The 18,225-nt window shown below is 71.4% G+C and carries 19 protein-coding genes and 1 other RNA gene; 6 read left to right on the forward strand and 14 right to left on the reverse strand.

Going from position 1 to position 18,225, the window contains the following annotated elements; genetic code table 11:
• Complete coding sequence (locus tag HGN31_RS14140) at positions 1-198, reverse strand: DUF3553 domain-containing protein (protein WP_036702566.1); 198 nt, start codon at positions 196-198, stop codon at positions 1-3.
• Between the two features lie 39 nt (positions 199-237).
• Here HGN31_RS14140 and HGN31_RS14145 point away from each other — a divergent pair, with 39 nt between their 5' ends.
• Positions 238-891, forward strand: a complete 654-nt coding sequence (locus HGN31_RS14145; RefSeq protein WP_168783618.1) for a histidine phosphotransferase family protein — start codon at positions 238-240, stop codon at positions 889-891.
• A gap of 15 nt (positions 892-906) precedes the next feature.
• Here HGN31_RS14145 and HGN31_RS14150 read toward each other — a convergent pair whose 3' ends face one another.
• From HGN31_RS14150 to ssrA, 3 genes are all read right to left on the reverse strand, one after another.
• A complete protein-coding gene (locus tag HGN31_RS14150; protein WP_168783619.1) occupies positions 907-2,190 on the reverse strand; it encodes a glutamate-5-semialdehyde dehydrogenase in 1,284 nt (427 codons plus the stop codon).
• A complete protein-coding gene (locus HGN31_RS14155; protein ID WP_168783620.1) occupies positions 2,190-2,864 on the reverse strand; it encodes a glutathione S-transferase in 675 nt (224 codons plus the stop codon). The genes HGN31_RS14150 and HGN31_RS14155 overlap by 1 nt, the downstream gene beginning before the upstream one ends.
• An 87-nt stretch (positions 2,865-2,951) precedes the next feature.
• Positions 2,952-3,308: a transfer-messenger RNA gene (gene ssrA / locus HGN31_RS14160) on the reverse strand.
• 112 nt (positions 3,309-3,420) lie between these two features.
• Between ssrA and HGN31_RS14165 the strand changes: the two genes are divergently transcribed.
• On the forward strand, positions 3,421-3,690 hold the full coding sequence (locus HGN31_RS14165) for a PepSY domain-containing protein (protein WP_036702569.1): 270 nt from the start codon (positions 3,421-3,423) through the stop codon (positions 3,688-3,690).
• Positions 3,691-3,880: 190 nt separating this feature from the next.
• Positions 3,881-4,528 (forward strand): tRNA-specific adenosine deaminase, encoded by a 648-nt coding sequence (locus HGN31_RS14170; RefSeq protein WP_168783621.1) that lies wholly within the window; start codon positions 3,881-3,883, stop codon positions 4,526-4,528.
• Positions 4,529-4,532: 4 nt separating this feature from the next.
• Here HGN31_RS14170 and HGN31_RS14175 read toward each other — a convergent pair whose 3' ends face one another.
• The 3 genes from HGN31_RS14175 to HGN31_RS14185 form a co-directional block, all read right to left on the reverse strand.
• Positions 4,533-4,946 carry a PaaI family thioesterase gene (locus HGN31_RS14175; RefSeq protein ID WP_168783622.1) on the reverse strand — a complete coding sequence of 138 codons (414 nt, stop codon included), beginning with the start codon at positions 4,944-4,946 and terminating at the stop codon, positions 4,533-4,535.
• Between the two features lie 53 nt (positions 4,947-4,999).
• Complete coding sequence (locus HGN31_RS14180) at positions 5,000-6,208, reverse strand: TRAP transporter substrate-binding protein (protein WP_168783623.1); 1,209 nt, start codon at positions 6,206-6,208, stop codon at positions 5,000-5,002.
• Positions 6,209-6,326: 118 nt separating this feature from the next.
• Positions 6,327-7,373 carry an ABC transporter substrate-binding protein gene (locus HGN31_RS14185; protein WP_139305881.1) on the reverse strand — a complete coding sequence of 349 codons (1,047 nt, stop codon included), beginning with the start codon at positions 7,371-7,373 and terminating at the stop codon, positions 6,327-6,329.
• A 234-nt stretch (positions 7,374-7,607) separates the two neighbouring features.
• On the opposite strand from HGN31_RS14185, the gene HGN31_RS14190 reads away from it, so the two are divergent.
• A complete protein-coding gene (locus HGN31_RS14190) occupies positions 7,608-8,255 on the forward strand; it encodes a 5'-methylthioadenosine/S-adenosylhomocysteine nucleosidase (protein ID WP_244961049.1) in 648 nt (215 codons plus the stop codon).
• Here the strand turns inward: HGN31_RS14190 and HGN31_RS14195 are convergent.
• The 7 genes from HGN31_RS14195 to HGN31_RS14225 all read right to left on the reverse strand — a co-directional run bounded on the left by HGN31_RS14195 (position 8,252) and on the right by HGN31_RS14225 (position 15,385).
• The gene (locus tag HGN31_RS14195) at positions 8,252-9,274 is read right to left on the reverse strand and encodes an NAD(P)/FAD-dependent oxidoreductase (RefSeq protein WP_168783625.1); all 1,023 of its coding nucleotides are present in this window, start codon (positions 9,272-9,274) and stop codon (positions 8,252-8,254) included. The two genes, HGN31_RS14190 and HGN31_RS14195, sit on opposite strands and share 4 nt — an antisense overlap.
• A 40-nt stretch (positions 9,275-9,314) precedes the next feature.
• On the reverse strand, positions 9,315-10,061 hold the full coding sequence (locus HGN31_RS14200) for an SDR family oxidoreductase (protein WP_168783626.1): 747 nt from the start codon (positions 10,059-10,061) through the stop codon (positions 9,315-9,317).
• Positions 10,062-10,155: 94 nt separating this feature from the next.
• Positions 10,156-11,076, reverse strand: a complete 921-nt coding sequence (locus HGN31_RS14205) for a TPM domain-containing protein (protein WP_168783627.1) — start codon at positions 11,074-11,076, stop codon at positions 10,156-10,158.
• A 133-nt stretch (positions 11,077-11,209) separates the two neighbouring features.
• The gene (gene ppk2 / locus HGN31_RS14210) at positions 11,210-12,253 is read right to left on the reverse strand and encodes a polyphosphate kinase 2 (RefSeq protein ID WP_168783628.1); all 1,044 of its coding nucleotides are present in this window, start codon (positions 12,251-12,253) and stop codon (positions 11,210-11,212) included.
• Between the two features lie 2 nt (positions 12,254-12,255).
• Entirely contained in the window at positions 12,256-13,179 is a 924-nt protein-coding gene (locus HGN31_RS14215) for a homoserine O-succinyltransferase (RefSeq protein WP_168783629.1), read from the reverse strand.
• A complete protein-coding gene (locus tag HGN31_RS14220) occupies positions 13,179-14,042 on the reverse strand; it encodes a nucleoside/nucleotide kinase family protein (protein WP_168783630.1) in 864 nt (287 codons plus the stop codon). The genes HGN31_RS14215 and HGN31_RS14220 overlap by 1 nt, the downstream gene beginning before the upstream one ends.
• 143 nt (positions 14,043-14,185) lie before the next feature.
• Complete coding sequence (locus HGN31_RS14225) at positions 14,186-15,385, reverse strand: OmpP1/FadL family transporter (RefSeq protein ID WP_168783631.1); 1,200 nt, start codon at positions 15,383-15,385, stop codon at positions 14,186-14,188.
• Positions 15,386-15,575: 190 nt separating this feature from the next.
• On the opposite strand from HGN31_RS14225, the gene HGN31_RS14230 reads away from it, so the two are divergent.
• Complete coding sequence (locus HGN31_RS14230) at positions 15,576-16,574, forward strand: TDT family transporter (RefSeq protein ID WP_168783632.1); 999 nt, start codon at positions 15,576-15,578, stop codon at positions 16,572-16,574.
• 87 nt (positions 16,575-16,661) lie between these two features.
• Positions 16,662-18,110, forward strand: a complete 1,449-nt coding sequence (guaB, locus tag HGN31_RS14235) for an IMP dehydrogenase (protein ID WP_036705309.1) — start codon at positions 16,662-16,664, stop codon at positions 18,108-18,110.
• The last annotated feature ends 115 nt before the right edge of the window (positions 18,111-18,225 follow it).

An 18,225-nucleotide genomic window follows, 5' to 3' on the forward strand; every position in this document is an offset into this window, starting at 1 on the left:
TTAACGTGATTGATCCGTAACTGTTGAAATGATGACCAATTCCAGCACCACCCGCCGACCGTCCAGAACCTGTTTGCCTGCCTCAGGAAAATTGACCGTCACCCGATCGCCGATCCGCGACTGGACCTGTCCCACCCCCCACTCGGGCGCGCCTGGATGGCGCACCAGCATTCCGGGCTCGAGGATGTCGTTGACCATCGGCGCTCCTTCGTCGTCGGGCCGAGAGGCTAGCGGACGATGACCGCGCCGACAATCATCAACGCGGCGACCGCCGCCACCGTCCCCGAGGCCGACCTCGCCAGCCTCGTCGCCGCCCGGCTCTGCCACGACCTCGTGTCGCCCTTGGGCGCGATCGGCAACGGGGTGGAACTGCTCGAGATGTCGGGCGACCAGTCGGGGCTCGCCCGCTCGCCCGAGCTGAGCCTCATCACCGAAAGCGTGCGGGCAGCGCGGGCGCGGCTGCGGTTCTTCCGCAGCGCCTTCGGCCATGCGCCCGCCGATGCGCGCGTTGCGCTGCCCGAGATCGCCCAGCTGCTCGGCGACGTGACCGAGGGCACACGGCTCACGGTCGAGCTGAACGGGCAGGGGGATCTCTCCCGGCCCGAGGCGCGGATGCTGCTGCTGTCGTTTCTCTGCCTCGACAGCGCCATGCCCTGGGGCGGGCGGGTGCTGATCTGCCGCACCGCGCCCGGCTGGCGGGTGGTGGGCGAGGCGACGCGGATGCGCATCGACCGCGACCTGTGGCGCTGGCTCGACGGGGACGCCGCGCCGATGCAGCCGATGCCCCCGGCGGCGGCGGTGCATTTCCCGCTGCTCGGCCGGATGGCCGCGCAACTCGCCCGTCCCGTCACGTGGGAGGTGGACGAGACCGGCGCCGAGATCAGCTTCTGACCCCGGCGCGCCCGATCAGCCCCGCACCGTCCCGTCGCCGGTCACGAGATACTTGAAGCTCGTCAGCTGCTCGGCCCCCACCGGGCCGCGGGCGTGCATCTTGCCGGTGGCGATGCCGATCTCGGCCCCCATGCCGAACTCGCCCCCGTCGGCGAACTGGGTCGAGGCGTTGCGCATCAGGATCGCGCTGTCGAGGCGCTGGAAGAACCGCTGCGCGGTCGCGTCGTTCTCGGTCAGGATGCTCTCGGTGTGCTGGCTGCCGTACCGGCGGATATGGGCGATGGCGCCCTCGACGCCGTCGACCAGCCGGGCGGCGATGATCATGTCCAGGAACTCGCGGCCGAAATCGTCGGGCGCGGCCGGGGTGGTGCCGGGGATCTGCGCCAGCTCGCCCTCGGCGCGGACCTCGACGCCCGCCTCCAGCAGGTCGCGGATCAGCACGTCGCCGTGGCGGGCGAAGAAGCCGCGGTCGATCAGCAGGCATTCGGCCGCGCCGCAGATGCCGGTCCGGCGGGTCTTGGCGTTCAGCACCACCCGGCGCGCCTTGTCGAGATCGGCGTCGGCGTCGGCGTAGACGTGGCAGATGCCCTCGAGGTGGGCGAAGACCGGCACCCGCGCCTCGGATTGCACGAGGCTGACCAGCGCCTTGCCGCCGCGCGGGATGATGACGTCGATCAGCCCCTGCGCGCGCAGCATCGCCGTCACCGCGGCGCGGTCACGGGTCGGCACCATCTGGATCGCCGTCCCGGGCAGGCCCGCGGCGCGCAACCCCTCGGCCATGGCCGCGAGGATCGCCGCCGAGGAATGCAGCGAATCCGTCCCGCCGCGCAGGATCACCGCGTTGCCGGACTTGAGCGCCAGCGCGCCCGCATCGGAGGTGACGTTCGGGCGGCTTTCGTAGATCACCCCGAGCACCCCCAGCGGCGTCGCCACGCGCTGGATGTGCAGCCCGTTGGGCCGGTCCCATTCGGCGAGCACCCGCCCCACCGGATCGGGCTGGGCGGCGACCGCACGCAGCCCCTCAGCGATGGCGGCGATCCGGGCCGGGTCGAGCCGCAGCCGGTCGATCATGGCGGGCGCGAGGCCCTTGTCCTCGGCATGGGCGAGGTCGTGGGCGTTGGCGGCGAGGATGTCGTCCTGCGCGGCCATGATCGCCGCGGCGGCCCCGGTCAGGGCGGCGGCCTTCTGCGCGGGGCTGGCCACGGCCAGCTCGGCCGCGGCCTCGCGCGCGGCGGCGCCCATGCGGGCGATCAGGGCGTCGGCGGTCTCGGTCCCGGTTTCAAGCGTCTCGGTCGTCATCATGCGGTCCTCTCGCCGGTGCCGGCGCCGGAGTAGGGGCCGCCCGCCACCAGTGCGCGCTGATAGGCCGGGCGGGCGTGGATGCGGTCCAGCCAGCCGCGCGTCGCCGGCCGGTCTGCCAGCCCGCCGCGCAGGGCCGCCATCTCGACCGGAAAGCTCATCGTCACGTCGGCGGCGGTGAAGCGGCCGGCGGCGAACCAGCCGTCGCCGGTCAGGCTCGCCTCCCACCAGTCGAGCTGGCGGGTCATCTCGGGGCCGAGATAGGCGGTCTCGACCCCGCCCGTGATCGCCCGCGCCACCGGGCGCAGCGGCCACGGGACCGAGGCGGGGATGCGGCCCAGCACCAGCCGCATGACCAGCGGCGGCATGGCCGAGCCCTCGGCATAATGCAGCCAATAGCGCACCGCGTCGCCCTCGTCCGTGCCCTCGTCGGGCAGCAGCGCCGAGCCGCGGGCGAGCGCCACGACGATGGCCCCGGTCTCGGCCAGCACCCGGTCGCGGTGCACCACCAGCGGCGCCTTGCCCAGCGGGTGCAGCGCCTTGAGCGAGGCGGGCGCCAGCATCGTCTTGGGGTCGCGCTGGTGGCGGACCAGCTCGTAGGGCAGGCCCAGCTCCTCGGCGAGCCAGATGACCCGCTGCGAGCGGCTTTCGTTCAGGTGATGGATGGTCAGCATGAAGGTCCGCCTTGCGATGTGGCGCGTTGGTGCCACAGCGGGGGGACGAGCGGAAGCCCGGACGGGTCTGGCGATGGGGGGGGAGAAAGTCCCAGGCTTCTGTTGCCAGGCGCCTGGGGGCCCCGCCTTACGCGGCTAAGCGCAAGGACTTAGGTTTCGATAACTCGAACTGCTTACGCAGCCAGAGCCACCGGAGCACGGTTGTCGTTGGCAACTGTACTTTTCGGACCGATAACGGTGGTACCTCACCGAGACAAAGCAAACAGCTTTAGACGTTCGTCGATCCTGTTTCGGCCCCATTCGCCCCCAACGAGGGATGGATGGTGGAGCCGCCGGGTACCGCCCCCGGGTCCGATCCGCTTATTACCTGCGCGTTTATGTCCATAGTCCGGGTTGCCCCGAACGAGGATCAAGATAGGCGGCAGCAGGGCGCCGTGCAAGGGCCTCGGCAGGGGGGGGGGGCGCCGGGCGGGCTGACGCGGGGCGCGGCGCGTCGGGACGGAACCTTTGCCCCGGGCAAGGGCGTTCCGGTAGCGCAACCAGGAAAGGACGTCCCATGCGTTTTGTGCCCGCCCTTGCGGCCCTCGCCCTCGCCCTGCCGCTCGCCGGTGCTGCGGCCGCCGCCGACACCCCGCCCCCCGCCGGGGCCAAGCGCCTGTCCGAGGTCGTCACCGCCATCGAGACCCGCGCCGGCGCCAACCTCGCCTATATCGACGAGGTGAGCTGGGACGACGACGGCTATTGGGAGGTGGAGTACTACACCACCGCCGGGGCCAAGGTTGAGGAAAAGATCGACCCGGTCTCCGGCGAGCTTCGCGCCCGCTGAGCGGCTGAGCCCTTTGACTGAGCAAACGCGCGGCCCTCGGCCGCGCGTTTCGCATTGTGGAACGGTTCAGTCACCGCGCGGCTATGGCGCGCGCCGCCATTCCACGTTGCGGAACGACCGGCCTTTGCGGTGGCCACGACGCACCCTCCCGTGTGACCCTGAGGCTGAACCCACACGAGAGGGATGACCGATGACCCCCAGCGCCCCGTCCGCCGCCCCGCCCGCCGCCCCGCCCGCCAGCGACATCCCCCTCGACGACACGGCGCTGGCCGAGGCGCTGCTCGACGCACTCGAGATCCACATTCTGCCGCTGACGCGCGAGGGCGTGGCGCGCGGCAACAAAATCTTCGGTGCCGCGGTGCTGCGGAAATCCGACGGCGCGGTGGTGCTGGCCGAAACCAACGCCGAGACCGAGAACCCGCTCTGGCACGGCGAGGTCCACCTGCTGAAGACGCTGCACGAACTGCCCGAGCCGCCCGATCCGCGCGGGCTCATCTTCCTGTCCACGCACGAGCCCTGCTCGATGTGCCTGTCGGCGATCACCTGGGCGGGGTTCGACAATTTCTTCGACTTCTTCACCCACGAGGACAGTCGCGACAGCTTCGCCATCCCGCACGACCTGCGCATCCTCAAGGAGGTCTTCACGCTCGACCCGGGTGGCTATCGCCGCGAGAACGCCTATTGGCGCGCCCGCTCGGTGGCCGAGGTGATCGCGGGCGCCGATCCGGCCCGCCAGCCCGCCCAGCGCGCGCGGGCGCAGCGGATCGCGGATGCCTATGCGGAGCTCTCGGCGGCCTATCAGTCGGGCAAGGCGGGGAACGCGATCCCGCTCGCCTGACCGGCTAGCCGTTCCATTCGATGACGAGCTGGGTCTGCGTCACCACGGCCGCGGCCTTGCCGTCCGGTCGGGTGATGGTCGTCTGCCAGACCATCGTCGTGCGCCCTTTATGCAGCGGCACGGCCCGCGCGGTCGCGGTGTCACCGATGCGGATCGGGCGCAGGAAGTTGGTCTTGCTCTCGACCGTGGTGGTGGTCTTGCCGGGTGGCAGGTTGATCATCGTCGCGGTGCCGCCGAGGTTGTCGGCCAGCGCCATGATCGCGCCGCCGTGCATGACCCCGTTGCGGTTGGCGAGCTCGGGCGTCACCGCCATCTCGGCCACCACCTCGTCGGGCGCGACCGAGATCAGCTTGAACCCCAGCAGCCGCGCGAATGCCGGCTGGTCGAAGGCGATACGCTCCTGCTCGTCGCTGTCCATGCGCGGTCCCCCCGGAAGGCGCGGCGGGGACGCGCACGCCCCCGCCGACGGTCTCAGTTGCTGGCCGGGGCGCCGGGCGCGGCGGGCGCCGCGGCGGCATCAGGCGCGGACGGGGCGGCGGGCGCACCGGGAGCAGCGGGCGCTTCGGCCGGCGGCTGCGCGGCCGACGCCTGCGCCAGCGCGGCGGCCTGGGCCGAGGTCACGAAGTCATAGGGCAGCTCGGCCACACGCAGCCACTGCTGCTGCTTGAGCCAGTAGGCCGACCAGTTCTCGTAGATCTTGCGGAAGCTCTCGTTCGAGGCGGCATACTCGTCATAGAGCTTGCGCGACTCGGCGAAGGCCGCGGCCAGCACGTCGTCGGGGAAGGCGTGGACCCGGGCACCCTGCGCCATCAGCCGCATCAGCGCGTCGGGGTTGCCGTTGTCGTACTTGGCCACGCAATGGGTCATCGCCTCGGCGCACGCCGCCTCGAGCGCGGCCTGGTAATGCGCCGGCAGCGCCTTCCACTTGTCGAGGTTGACGTAGAGGCCGACGTTCGCCGTCCCCTCCCACCAGCCGGGGTAGTAGTAGTGCTGCGCGACCTTCTGGAAGCCCAGCTTCTCGTCGTCGAACGGGCCCGAGAACTCGGCCGCGTCGATGGTCCCGCGCTCGAGCGCCGGGTAGATGTCGCCGCCCGCGATCTGCTGCGGCACGACGCCGAGCCGCTGGAGGATGGTGCCGCCCAGGCCCGCGATCCGCAGCTTGAGGCCGCGCAGGTCGGCGAGCGAGGTGATCTCTTTCCGGTACCAGCCGCCCATCTGGGCGCCGGTGTTGCCCGACGGGATCGAGCGCAGGTTCGACTTGCCCACGAACTCGTTCACCAGCTCGCGCCCGCCGCCGTAGTAGAGCCAGGCGATGGTCTGGCGGGTGTTGAGCCCGAAGGGCAGCGAGGTGTCGAAGGCCCAGGTCGGGTCGGTGCCGATCTTGAAGCTGCCGAGCGAATGGGCGCATTCCACGGTCCCGTCGCTCACCGCGTCGATGGCCTGCAGGCCGGGGACGATCTCGCCCGCCGCGAAGGGCTGGATCTGGAAGCCGCCGTCGGTCATCTCCGACACGCGCCGCGCGACCTGCTCGGAAATCCCCCACAGCGTCTCGAGGCTTTTCGGATAGCTCGAGGTCAGGCGCCAGCTGATGCTGGGCTTGCCCTGCGCAAGCGCCGGGGCGGCGAGCATGGCAGCGGCGCTGCCCATGCCGGCGGTGGACAGAAAGACACGGCGTTTCATCAGCTTCTCCTGTTCGGTCGGGCGCGCCGCGGGGTCGGGCCGCGGCGCCGGATCGCTTCGGGATGGGGGCGGCGCGCCGGCCGCCCGCCGGGGGGCGTCAGCGCGCCCCAGGGGTGGGTCAGAACCCGGCCTTGATCTTCTCGAACTCGGCCAGTTGCTTTTCGCGCTGCGCGGGGTCGTTCGGGGTCTGGGCGAGGATCGGGCCGCCGGTCTCGCCCAGCTCCTTCACGCGCGGGTCGTCCGAGACCGTGGCCAGGCCCTTCACGTTGGTCGAGCCGTAGCCGATCGTGTCGAGCAGCCCCTTGGCCGACGACGGGTCGAGCCAGGCGTTGATGAAATCATACATCTTGTCCTCGCTGCCCTGACCGCTCTTCAGGTTCACGAAGCCGCAGAAGAAGGTGGACGAGCCTTCCTTGGCCGCCCGCTGATAGCCGACCGGGTAGTTTTCCTTGCGCAGGAGCGCGAGCACGTCGTTCCACGACCACGCCACGTCCACCGCGCCCGAGGCCATCATCTGCGCCTCGTCGGCCGGGTCGGCCCAGTAGGCGCTGACGTTCTTGTGTGCCTCGCGCAGCCAGTCGGCGGCCTTCTGGAACTGCTCGTCGGTGACGTGGGTCCAGTCGGTCACGCCGGTGGCCAGATAGGCCAGCGCCCACACGTCATCGGCGCTGTCGGGCAGCGTGGTGCGGCCCTGATAGGCCGGGTTGATGAAGACGTTGAGCGTCGCCACGTCCTCGGCCGGCACCTTCTCGGTGTTGTAGGCGATGGCGGTCGAGCCGAAGTCGGTGGGGATGTACCACACGCCCTGGTCGTCCTTGAACACCGGCGAGTTGAGGAAGCGCGGGTCGATGTCGGCGAAGGCCGCGATGCGCGAGGTGTCCCACGGCTCGATCAGTCCGGCGTCGCGGTATTTCGACACCATCTGGCTGCACGGGTGGGCGACGTCGGCTTTGAAGCCCGAGGCGAGCTTCTGATAGGCCTCGTCGTCGTCGCCGTAGAAGGCGTAGGTCGGACCCGTGCCGTGCTTGTCGATGTAGCCCTGGAAGATCGACGGCTCTTCGAAGCCGGCCCAGTCGAAGACCGTCAGCTCGGGATCGGCGGCAAGCGCCGCGGTGCCGAGGGCGGAGAGGGCAAGGGTGATCGCGGTCGAGCGCAGGAAGGTCAAGGCGGGTCCTCCGGGGATGGTCGCGGGGCGCGGGTTGCTGGGGGGACGCTAGCGGTGGCGGTGGCGTGGGGCAAGATGCGCCCGCGCAAGAGCGCGAGAGGGGCGAGCAGCGGCCGGGGCACGGGGGTGTGTGCCGGGCGTGGGGGGCGCCTGCCGCCAGCCCCGCGCATGGTGCTTGCGTCGGGACCACGCGCGGGGCAGGTCGAGCACGAACCCCCTGCCGAGGACATCCCCGTGACCGTCGAAGCCCTCCCCAATCCCGTTCCCGTCACCCGCCTCGGCGGGCGGCGGGTGCTGTTCCTGATGGCCGCCGCGGCGGAGTACGGGCCGGCGCTCAGGGCGCGGATCACGCCGGTGATGACCGGGGTCGGCCCGGTCGAGGCCGCGCTCTCGGCCGCCGTGGCGCTCGCGCGGCTGGCGGGGCAGGGGGCGCTGCCCGATCTCGCCGTCTGCCTTGGCAGCGCGGGGGCGCGGCGGCTCGAGCAGGCGGCGGTCTATCAGGCCGAGAGCGTCGGCTACCGCGACATGGACGCCTCGGCGCTGGGGTTTCCGAAGGGCGAGACCCCGTTCGCGGACCTGCCGGCGGTGCTTCCGCTGAGGACCGTGCCGGGGCTGCCCGCGGCGCGGCTGTCGACCGGGGCGGCGATCGTCTCGGGCGCGGGCTACGACGCCATCGACGCCGAGATGGTGGATATGGAGACCTATGCCGTCGCCCGCGCCTGCATGGCGCATGGCGTGCCGCTGATCGGGCTGCGCGGGATCTCGGACGGGGCCGCACCGCTGGGCGGGATGCTGGACTGGACGCGCTACCTTGATGTGATCGACCAGCGGCTGGCCGCCGCGCTCGACGTGGTGGAAGCGGCGCTGGCCGCCGAGGGCTAGTCCTTCAGCACCTGCCCATCCTTGGCGCGCAAATCGTTGTGGATCGCCACCGCGGCCCGCGCCCCGGTTCCCATCGCCACGCTGATCTGGTCCAGCCCCTCGACCGCGTCGCCCGCGGCATAGACGCCCTCGACGCTGGTGCGCTGGTGGGGGTCGGTGGCGAAGCACTCGCCCTCGACCAGCTCGGTCCCGAGGTCCATCCCCAGCCCGTTGCGGGTGTGCGAGCCGAGCGCGACATAGAGCGTGTCGAGCGTCACCCGGTCCCCGTCGGCCAGCGTCAGGGTCAGCGTGTCGTCGTCGAAGTCGAAGCCCGAAACGGGCGCGGGGATGACGGTGACCCCGGCGATGCGCGCCTCGTCCTGCTCGGTCGCGTCGAGCGACTCGCCGGTCAGCGACAGCAGGGTGATGTCGGGGCTGTAGCTGCGCAGGAACAGCGCCTCGGCCAGCCCGTGGCGGTCGCCGCCCAGCACGCCGATGCGGCGGCCCGCCTGCTCGAAGGCGTCGCAGATCGGGCAATAGCGCAGCAGGCCGCGCTGCACCGCGTCGTCGTGGACGGCCTCGGCCAGCGGCGGGCGGTGGTTCACCACGCCGGTGGCGATCAGCACGGTGCGGGCGCGGATCGGGGCGCCGCCGCTCCACTCGGCGCGGAACCCCTCGCCGTCGCGGCTGAGCGTCGTGACCTCGCCCTGCTCCAGCTCGGCGCCATACATCCGCGCCTGCGCGGCCATGTTCTCGATCAGGTCGGCGCCGACCACCCCCTCGGGGTAGCCGGCATGGTTGTGCGAGCGCGGGATCATCTTCAGCCGCCCGTCGCCCCGGTCCACGAGCATCACCCGGCGCCGGAACCGGCCGAGATAGATCGCCGCGGTCAGCCCCGCCGGGCCGCCGCCGATCACCAGGCAGTCGACCGGCGCGTCCTGACCGGGCGTGACCGGCGCCTGCGCCTCGGCTGGGGTGGCGGGCCACTGGCCGGGGGCGGCAGCGTCGGTCGGGGCGGCAGGGTCGGGGCGGTCGGACATGGCAGGCACCTTTGCGGGGAATGGCCGGGCGCAGCGCGCCTCAGCGCATCCGCAACGCGCCGTCGATGCGGATCGTTTCGCCGTTCATGTAGGGGTTCTCGACGATGAAGGCGGCGAGGCGCGCAAACTCCTCGGGGTCGCCCAGCCGCTTGGGGTTGGTGACCTCGGCGGCGAGCCCGTCCTGCACGTCCTGGGGCAGGCCGCGCAGCATCGGCGTGCCGAAGATGCCCGGCGCGATGGCGCAGACGCGGATCGCGCTGCGGGCGAGGTCGCGGGCGATGGGCAGGGTCATCCCGGCGATCGCGGCCTTGGACGCCGCATAGGCCGCCTGACCGGCCTGCCCGTCGAAGGCCGCGATCGAGGCGGTGTTGACGATCACGCCGTTGTCCTCGGCCCGGCCGTTGCGGGCCATGCGCTCGGCGGCGAGGCGCAGGACGTTGAAGCTGCCGATCAGGTTGACCTCGATGGTGCGGCGGAAGCTGTCGAGCCGGTGGGCCCCCTCGCGCCCCAGCGTCTTTTCCCCGATCACGATGCCGGCGCAGTTCACGCAGACGTCGATCCCGCCCATCCGCTCGACCGCGGCGTCGAGCGCGGCCGTGACCGAGGCCTCGTCGGTGACGTCGGTCCGGGCGAAGCCGGCGCCGATTCCCTCGGCGTAGCCTTCGCCCGCCGCCTCGCGGTCGAGGATCACGACCTGCGTGCCGCGGGCGCGGAAATGGGCGGCGGTGGCGGCGCCGAGGCCCGAGGCGCCGCCGGTGACGACGGCGCGTGCGGTGCTGATATCCATGTGAAAAACCCCTCCCTCAGATACGGTCGGGACGGTGTTAGGGCGGCGCCCGTCGCGGGGCAAGCGCCGCATCGGCCGGGCGTGGCCCGGCGGGCTACCAGCGCCCAGAGGCGCCGCCGCCCGAGGACGAGCCGCCCCCGAAGCCCGACGAGCCGCCGCCGCGGTTCCCCACGCGCTCGACCCGCTCGCGCCGCCCGGTGCGGTCGTACCAGGTGACGGTGGGCAGGGGGGCGATGCGGCTCGCCTCCCACCCGCAGGCGGGGCAGCGGCGGGTGCGGGTCTCGGTCGCGGTGCGCCAGCCGCCGTCGGGCTGGTCCTCGCGGATCGGCTCGGCGGCGGTCGTCAGCCCCTGGTGGCCGCACTGGGGGCAGCGGTTGCGCCGCCGCCGCTGCCACGCCTGCAGCCCGAACATCCCCGCCACCATCGCCCCGAAGGCGGCGAGGCCGGGCAGCGGAGACTGTCGGCGCGGCCGCTCGATCGGCTGGCCCGCGGCGTGCGGGCGGGCGATGCGGTCGATCACGGCCAGCGTGCCCTCGCGCAGCCCGCGGGCATAGTCGCCCTCGCGGAACGAGGGCAGCATGACGCGGTTCATGATGTCCTGCGCCATCAGCCCCGCCTCGGGCGGGTAGCCGCGGCCGAGCTCGATCCGCGCCTCGCGGTCGCCGGGCAGGACCAGCACCATGAAGCCGTCGTTGCGGGTCCGGTCGCCCACCCCCCAGTGGTTGAAGAGGCGGGTGGCGAACGGCTCGAGCCCGTCGGTGCCGCCGTAGCGGGCCCGGTCGGTCAGCGTGACCACCGTGCCCTCGACCCCGGTCTGGTCGTGCAGCGCGATCAGCGCCTCGTCCAGCACGCGGGTGTCGGCGGGCGTGAGCAGCCCGGCGAAATCGTTGATCGAGGTGTGCTGCCAGTCCGGCAGCGCCTGCGCCCGGCCCGTGACCGGCGCCAGCATGAGCGCGAGCAGCAGCGTGAGCGCGAGGGCGAGCGGCGCCCGGACGCGGGCGGAGAGGGCGGTCATGGGTTCATCCCCCGTGGTTGCAGCGCCGGAGGGTGGCGCGGGGCCGGGCGGGCGTCAACACGCGGCCCCGTGAGGGGACGTGTGCAGCACCGCCACCGGGGGCAGCCGCCGGGACCGGCACCAGGGCCCCGGTTCAGCGCACCAGCATCTCGGGACCGCCGACGATCAGCGGGTCGGGGGTGCCGATCAGCGACAGGTCCTTGCCGGCATAATCGACCCGGTGCAGCACGGTCTGGATCGCGGCGATCCGCGCCCGGCGCTTGTCGTCCGAGCGGATCACCGTCCACGGCGCCACCGGCGTGTGGGTCAGCGACAGGGTCTCGCGGATGGCGACGGTATATTCGTCCCACTTGGCCAGACCCTCGACGTCGATCCAGCTCAGCTTCCACTGCTTGAGCGGGTCCTGCTCACGCGCGAGGAACCGGCGCAGCTGCTCGGCCCGGCCCACGTTCAGCCACAGCTTGACGAGGATCACGCCGTCCTCGACCAGCAGCTTTTCGTAATCCGGCAACTGGCGGAAGAAATGCGCCCGCTGGGCGTCCGAGGCGAAGCCGAAGACCTTTTCCACCACGCCGCGGTTGTACCAGCTACGGTCGAAGAGCGCGATCTCGCCCGCGCCGGGCATCTGGGCCACGTAGCGCTGGAAATACCACTGTTTCGCCTCGCGCTCGTTGGGCTTGGGCAGCGCCACGATATAGGCCGAGCGCGGGTTGAGGTTCTGGCGCACGACCTCGATCGTGCCGCCCTTGCCGGCGGCGTCGCGGCCCTCGAACAGCACCACCAGCCGCTTGCCGGTCGAGATGATGTCGCGCAGCATCTTGACCAGTTCGACCTGCAGGATCTCGCCGTGCGCCTCGTAGTCGGCCTCGGGCAGCTCGGCGCGATAGGGGTAGCCGGGGTCGAGGATGTCCTTCTTCCCCGCCGCCTCGATGGCGCGGCGGACCTCGGGCGGGGCGCCCTTGTGGAAATACTCGGAGATTTCGCCCACGAAGGGGATCTCGGGCGTGGGCCGCGCCGTCTTGGCCCCGGACTTGCCCGGCTTGCCGTCGCCCTTGCCGTCACCCTTCGCGTCGGACTTGGCGCCCGCCTTGCCGTCGGTCCGGGCCGCCTTGGCGCCCGCCTTGGGGTCGGACTTGTCGCCGGGCTTGGCGGATTTCGGGGCGGCGCTGTCTGCCATCGTCAGTCCCTTCCGATGTCGTTGAGGTCGAACGGGGTGGTCTGGTAAATCTCGTTGATCCAGTTGCCATAAAGCAGATGCGCGTGGCTACGCCAACGGTTCGTCGGGACCTGCGACGGATCGTCATCCGGGTAATAGTTCACCGGCACGTCGATCGGCTTTCCTGCCGTCACGTCGCGGTCGTACTCTTCCTTCAGCGTACCCGAATCGTATTCAAGGTGATTGAAGATGTAGAGGGCGCGGTTCCTCGCATCCTCGACAAGGCACGGCCCGACCTCGTCCGAGGCGAGCAGCGTCGCCAGCCCCGCGCGGTCGAGGTCGGCCTGCGCCATCTCGGTCCAGCGGCTGACGGGGATCAGCACGTCGTCCGAGAAGCCGCGCAGATAGGGCGAGGCGGGGGCGAGGTTGCGGTGGCGGAAGCAGCCGAAGGCCTTGTCCTCGAGCAGCAGCTTGGGGACGCCGTGGTAATGCCACGCCATCGCCATGCCGCCCCAGCAGACCCCGAAGGTCGAATGGACGTGGCTCTGCGCCCAGTCGAAGACGCGGCGCAGCTCGTCCCAATAGGTGACCTCGTCGAAGGGCAGGTGCTCGACCGGGGCGCCGGTGACGATCAGCCCGTCGAAGCGCTCGCCCGAGGCCTCGACCTCGGCGAAGCGGCGGTAGAACGAGACCATGTGATCGGCCGCCGTGTTGCGGCTGTCGTGGTCCGACATCCGGATCAGCGACAGGTCGATCTGCAAGGGCGTCGCGCCGATCAGCCGGGCGAACTGGTTCTCGGTCTGGATCTTCTTCGGCATCAGGTTCAGCAGCGCGATCCTGAGCGGGCGGATGTCCTGCTTGGCCGCCCGGTCGGGGGTCATCACCATCACCCCCTCGCGCCCCAGGATGTCATAGGCGGGCAGGTTCTCGGGCAGGGTGATCGGCATCAGCGGGCCTCCTCGGTCTTGCGGTCGATGGCGCGGGCGACGAGATCGACGAAATCCTCGGGCGTGGTGACGGCGGCGACCTCGTCGGCCTCGACCGTGACCCCGCGCCGGGCCATGGCGGCGTAGCGCGGCTGGCGGTGGGCGAGCGCGCGGGCGTAGGTCCAGCGCACGAAGGCGTCTGGGTCCACGGGCCCGGGGTGGGTCGCGCCATAGGCCGCCCAGGCGTCGTCGAGGAACCGGGGCTGGTAATACATCGGCTTCGGCGCCGCGTCGAAGCGGCGCACCAACTCGGCCGTGTGCGCCTCGGTCCCCCGGATCCAGATCGGCAGCATCAGCGCCGACAGCCGCTCGAGCAGCGGGTCGGCGGGGTTCTCGGGGTCCACCACCTCGCAGATCGACCCAGAGGTGTCGCAGACGAAATTGCCATAGCCGTAAAGCGCGCGCGCCCGCTCGATGAAATGGCCGCTGTCGGCCATCGCGGCGATCTCGGCCGTGCGGTGCTGGTTCTGGCGCTTCTTGTATTCGTCGAACGCCAGCCCGCCGCGGGACGGGTTGCCGGGCTTGCCGAGATAGGTCGAGAGCGGCGCGAGGTTGTGGAATGTGATGTTCGACTCGATCCTGACCGAGTCGGTCAGCAGCAGCTCGCGCAGCAGGGGCAGCTTCATGGCGTGACGCTTGAACTCGTCGGCGATCAGCTCGCCCATGTAGCGGGTGCCGATGCGGTAATCGACGCTGTAGTGGAACCAGTCCCCCGACCGGCGCAGCATCGAGGCGATGTGCGTCTTGCCGAGACCCGACATCCCGAACAGCATCACCCGCTTGTCGGCCGCCGCCCGCCACGCCTGCCCGCTGTCGTAGATCATCGCTTGTCCCCGTTCTGTCGCCGTCTAGCTAAGCCTCGGGCCGGGTGAGCGAAAGGGGGGCGGGCGAAAGGGGGGCGGGCCGGAGCGCGCAGCAAAAAGGGCCCCGCTTGCGCGAGGCCCCGATGGTGCGCGTCAGGCGCGGCTCAGAAGCTGTAGCCGACCTTGATCCCGACCCCGAGCGCGTCGGCGTCGGTCATCGAGGCGCGGGCGACGTCCGGGGTCCCGGTTTCCGGGGTCGCGTCGCCGAGCTTGAAGTAGCTCACGCCGGTCGTGATCTTCCACTTGTCCTGGGTGTAGATCGCCGCCAGCGAGATGCCCTTGCGCCCGGTGGTGGGCGACAGCGGCGAGACAAGCTTGTCGCCCGCCTTCTCGTAGGTGAAGGACAGCGCGCCCGACCAGTTGTCGGTGAACTTGCGGCCGACGCCGATCACGTAGGTCGTGGTGTCGTCCAGATCGACCAGGCCGCCGCCGGTGACGGCGGTGAAGCGGTCGGGATCGACCTTGAACTCGGACCATTTCACCCAGCGGATCGAGCCGAACACCAGCGTGCCGGGCGCCACGCCGGTCTGGCCCTCGAGGGTCCACGAGCGCGGCGTCTTGACCGTGGTCTCGCTGTTGCCGTTCAGCAGCGGCAGCGCGGGCAGCGGGCCGGGACCATCGGGATCGATCGCCGGGCCGCTTTCGGTGGTGTCGAAGTCATGCTCGATGGGCGAGTTGTAGGTCAGCGAGACGCGGGCCGCGATCTCGGGCTTTTCCCAGCTCGCGCCGAGCACGTAGCCGGTGCCCCAGGCGCTGTCGAGATCGACGTCGTAGCCGTTGACCGGCCCGTAGGCCGCGCCGCGCAGGCCCACGTCACCCGACGCGCGCGAGCCGCGCAGACCGCCGTGGATGCCGAAGCGGTCGTCGAACTTGTAGCGCAGCAGGGCGGTGTAGGTGGTCGAGTCCACCGTGGCGTAGGTGCCGCCGAGGTTCAGCGACCCCTGCGTCGCCGACGCCGGGTTCAGGTTCGGATAGCGGATGTCGGTGCCGAACGGCTGCTCGATGATGAAGACGGCCGAGAGCTGGTCGTTGATCTGGTATTTGAAGCCCATGCCGACGAAGCTGTAGTCGTCCGCCACGTCGCCGGTCGAGCGCCCGCCCGGATAGACGACGACGCCGCCCGGCCCGCGCAGCGCGAGGTCGCGGCCCGAGACGTCCGGCGTGACCCGCCCGCCCGAGAATTCGACGTAGTTGCCCGGCTCGAACAGGATGTTGAGCGACTGCGGCGCCCGTTCGATCCCGCCCGCCAGCACCGGAGCGGCCGTCAGCATCAGCGCCGCGGCGCCGGTCAAGGTATGTTTCATGATGTCCTCCCTCAGGCCGCAGGTCGGCGGCCGTCGGGTGCAAGCTAGGGGCAGAGGGGGGGCTTGGGTCAATCACGTCGGCGAAATGACGCAGCGTTGCATGGAACGGGCGGGGGTTGCGTGGCGCGGGCGCAACGCTCGGGCCGACGCGGTGGCTGGTCAGCGCCGCAGCTTTGGGCAGAATGGCGCCATGACACGCGACCGCCTGCATTTCGCCATGCCCCGCCCCGTGCCGCCCGGACTGTGGCGGCGCACCCCGCCCGCGATGTTTCCGCCGATTCTCGGCACGCTGGCGCTGGCGCTGGCGTGGCTGGGCGGGGCGGGGGCCTTTGGCCTGCCGCTCGGGCTGGCGCAGATGGGGGCGGGGATGGCCGTGGCGGTCGGGCTGTTTGCGGTGACGGCCTATACGGTCAAGCTGATCCGCCGCCCGGCGGTGCTGGCCGAGGAGCTGACAGTTCTGCCGGGACGGACCGGGGTCGCGGCGGGGGTTCTGTCGCTCTACCTGCTCGCGGCGCTGATCGGGGTCATGGCCTCGCCCGGGCTGGGCCGGGGGCTGCTCATCGCCACCATGCTGCTGCACGCGGCCTATCTGGCGGTGCTGGTGAGCGTGTTGCGCCGCGGCCCGGCCGAGCAGCGGCGCGTGACGCCGGCCTTCCACCTCGGCTTCACCGGCTGGATCGTCGCGGCCCGCGCCGCGCTCGTGCTCGGCTGGCCGGACCTCGCGGGCTGGCTGTTCTGGCCGAGCCTCGCCGCCGCGCTGGTGATCTGGGGGCTGAGCCTCGCGCAGGCGGCCCGGATGCGCGTGCCGCCGCCGCTGCGGCCGATGCTGGCCATCCACCTCGCGCCGGTGGCGCTGTTCGGGACGGTGGCGCTGGGCCTCGGCTGGACCGGCGCGGGCACCGCCTTCGCCTGGGCCGCGCTTGCCGGCGTGCTGGCGCTCGCGGTGGGCGGGCGCTGGCTGCTCGCCGACGGATTCTCGCCGCTCTGGGGGGCGCTGACCTTTCCGCTCGGCGCCACCGCCGGGCTGTGGGTGACGCTGTGGCGCGCGGTCCCGACCGAGAGCCACCGGCTGGTCGCCGGCGGAACGCTCGTCGTGGCGACGCTGGTGGTGCTGCCGATCCTGTTCCTCGTCCTGAAAGCCTGGGCGCAGGGGCGCCTCGCCGCGCGGACCAACGCCGCCATCGCCTGAGCGGGGGACGCATCGGGCGCGCTGGACTTTCCCGGCGTCCCGTGAAAGGGGGAACTGCCAAACGAACCCCTGACAGGATTGCATCCCATGCAGATTCGCGAGGCGCTGACCTTCGACGACGTTCTTCTGGTTCCAGCGGCGTCGAACGTGATGCCGTCCACGGCCGACACCACCACCTACGTCACCCGCTCGATCCCGATGAACATCCCGCTGATCTCGTCGGCGATGGACACGGTGACCGAAAGCCGCATGGCCATCGCCATGGCGCAGGCGGGGGGCTTGGGCGTCATCCACCGTAACCTGACGACCGAGCAGCAGGCCGACGAGGTCCGCCGCGTCAAGCGGTTCGAAAGCGGGATCGTCTACAACCCGATCACGCTCAGCCCCGACCAGACACTCGCCGACGCCAAGGCGCTGCGGGCGCGCTTCAATGTCACCGGCTTTCCGGTGGTCGATGCCGAGGGTCGCGTGGTCGGCATCGTGACCAACCGCGACATGCGCTTCGCCAGCGACGACCGGACCCCGGTGCGGGTGATGATGTCGCGCGACAACCTGGCGATCCTGCGCGAGCCCGCCGACCGGGACGAGGCGATCAGCCTGATGAAGGCGCGGCGGATCGAGAAGCTGCTGATCACCGACGACGCCGGGGCGCTGACCGGGCTTCTGACGCTCAAGGACACCGAGCAGTCGGTGCTGAACCCGCTCGCCTGCAAGGACGAGCGCGGGCGGCTGCGGGTGGCCGCAGCCTCGACCGTCGGCGACGAGGGGTTCGAGCGCAGCGTGGCGCTGATCGAGGCGGGCGTGGACCTGGTGGTGATCGACACCGCGCACGGCCATTCCGAGGGTGTCTCCAAGGCCGTGGCGCGGCTGCGCGCGGCCTATCCGGGCCAGCAGATCTGCGCCGGCAACGTCGCCACCGCGCAGGCGGCCCGGGCGCTGGTCGATGCGGGGGCGGATGCGGTCAAGGTCGGGATCGGCCCCGGCTCGATCTGCACCACGCGGATCGTCGCGGGCGTGGGCGTGCCGCAGCTCACCGCGATCATGGACGCCGTGGCGGGGGCGGGCGACGTGCCGATCATCGCCGACGGCGGGATCAAGTTCTCGGGCGACTTCGCCAAGGCGATCGCGGCGGGCGCCGCCTGCGCGATGGTCGGCAGCGCCATCGCCGGCACCGACGAGAGCCCGGGCGAGGTCATCCTCTACCAGGGCCGGCAGTTCAAATCCTACCGCGGCATGGGCTCGCTCGGCGCGATGGCGCGCGGCTCGGCGGACCGGTATTTCCAGAAGGACGCGGCCTCGGACAAGCTGGTGCCCGAGGGGATCGAGGGCCAGGTCAGCTACAAGGGCCCGGCGGCGGCGGTGATCCACCAGCTCGTCGGCGGCCTGCGCGCGGCGATGGGCTATACCGGCTGCGCCACGGTCGAGCAGATGCGCCGCGGCTGCGAGTTCGTCCGCATCACCGGCGCCGGGCTGAAGGAGAGCCACGTCCACGACGTGCAGATCACGCGCGAAAGCCCGAACTATCGGCTGGGGTGAGGGGTAACGCTGTCCCGCGAGGGGCAGCGTTCGCCTTGATCCAAGGCCGGGCGGGCGCATCGAGGCGTCCGCGGTGCCGAACGGAGGGCTCAACGTCGCCCCGTTCAACGGTCAC

The sequence above is a fragment of the Paracoccus sanguinis genome, assembly GCF_012689545.1.
Lineage (GTDB): Bacteria > Pseudomonadota > Alphaproteobacteria > Rhodobacterales > Rhodobacteraceae > Paracoccus > Paracoccus panacisoli.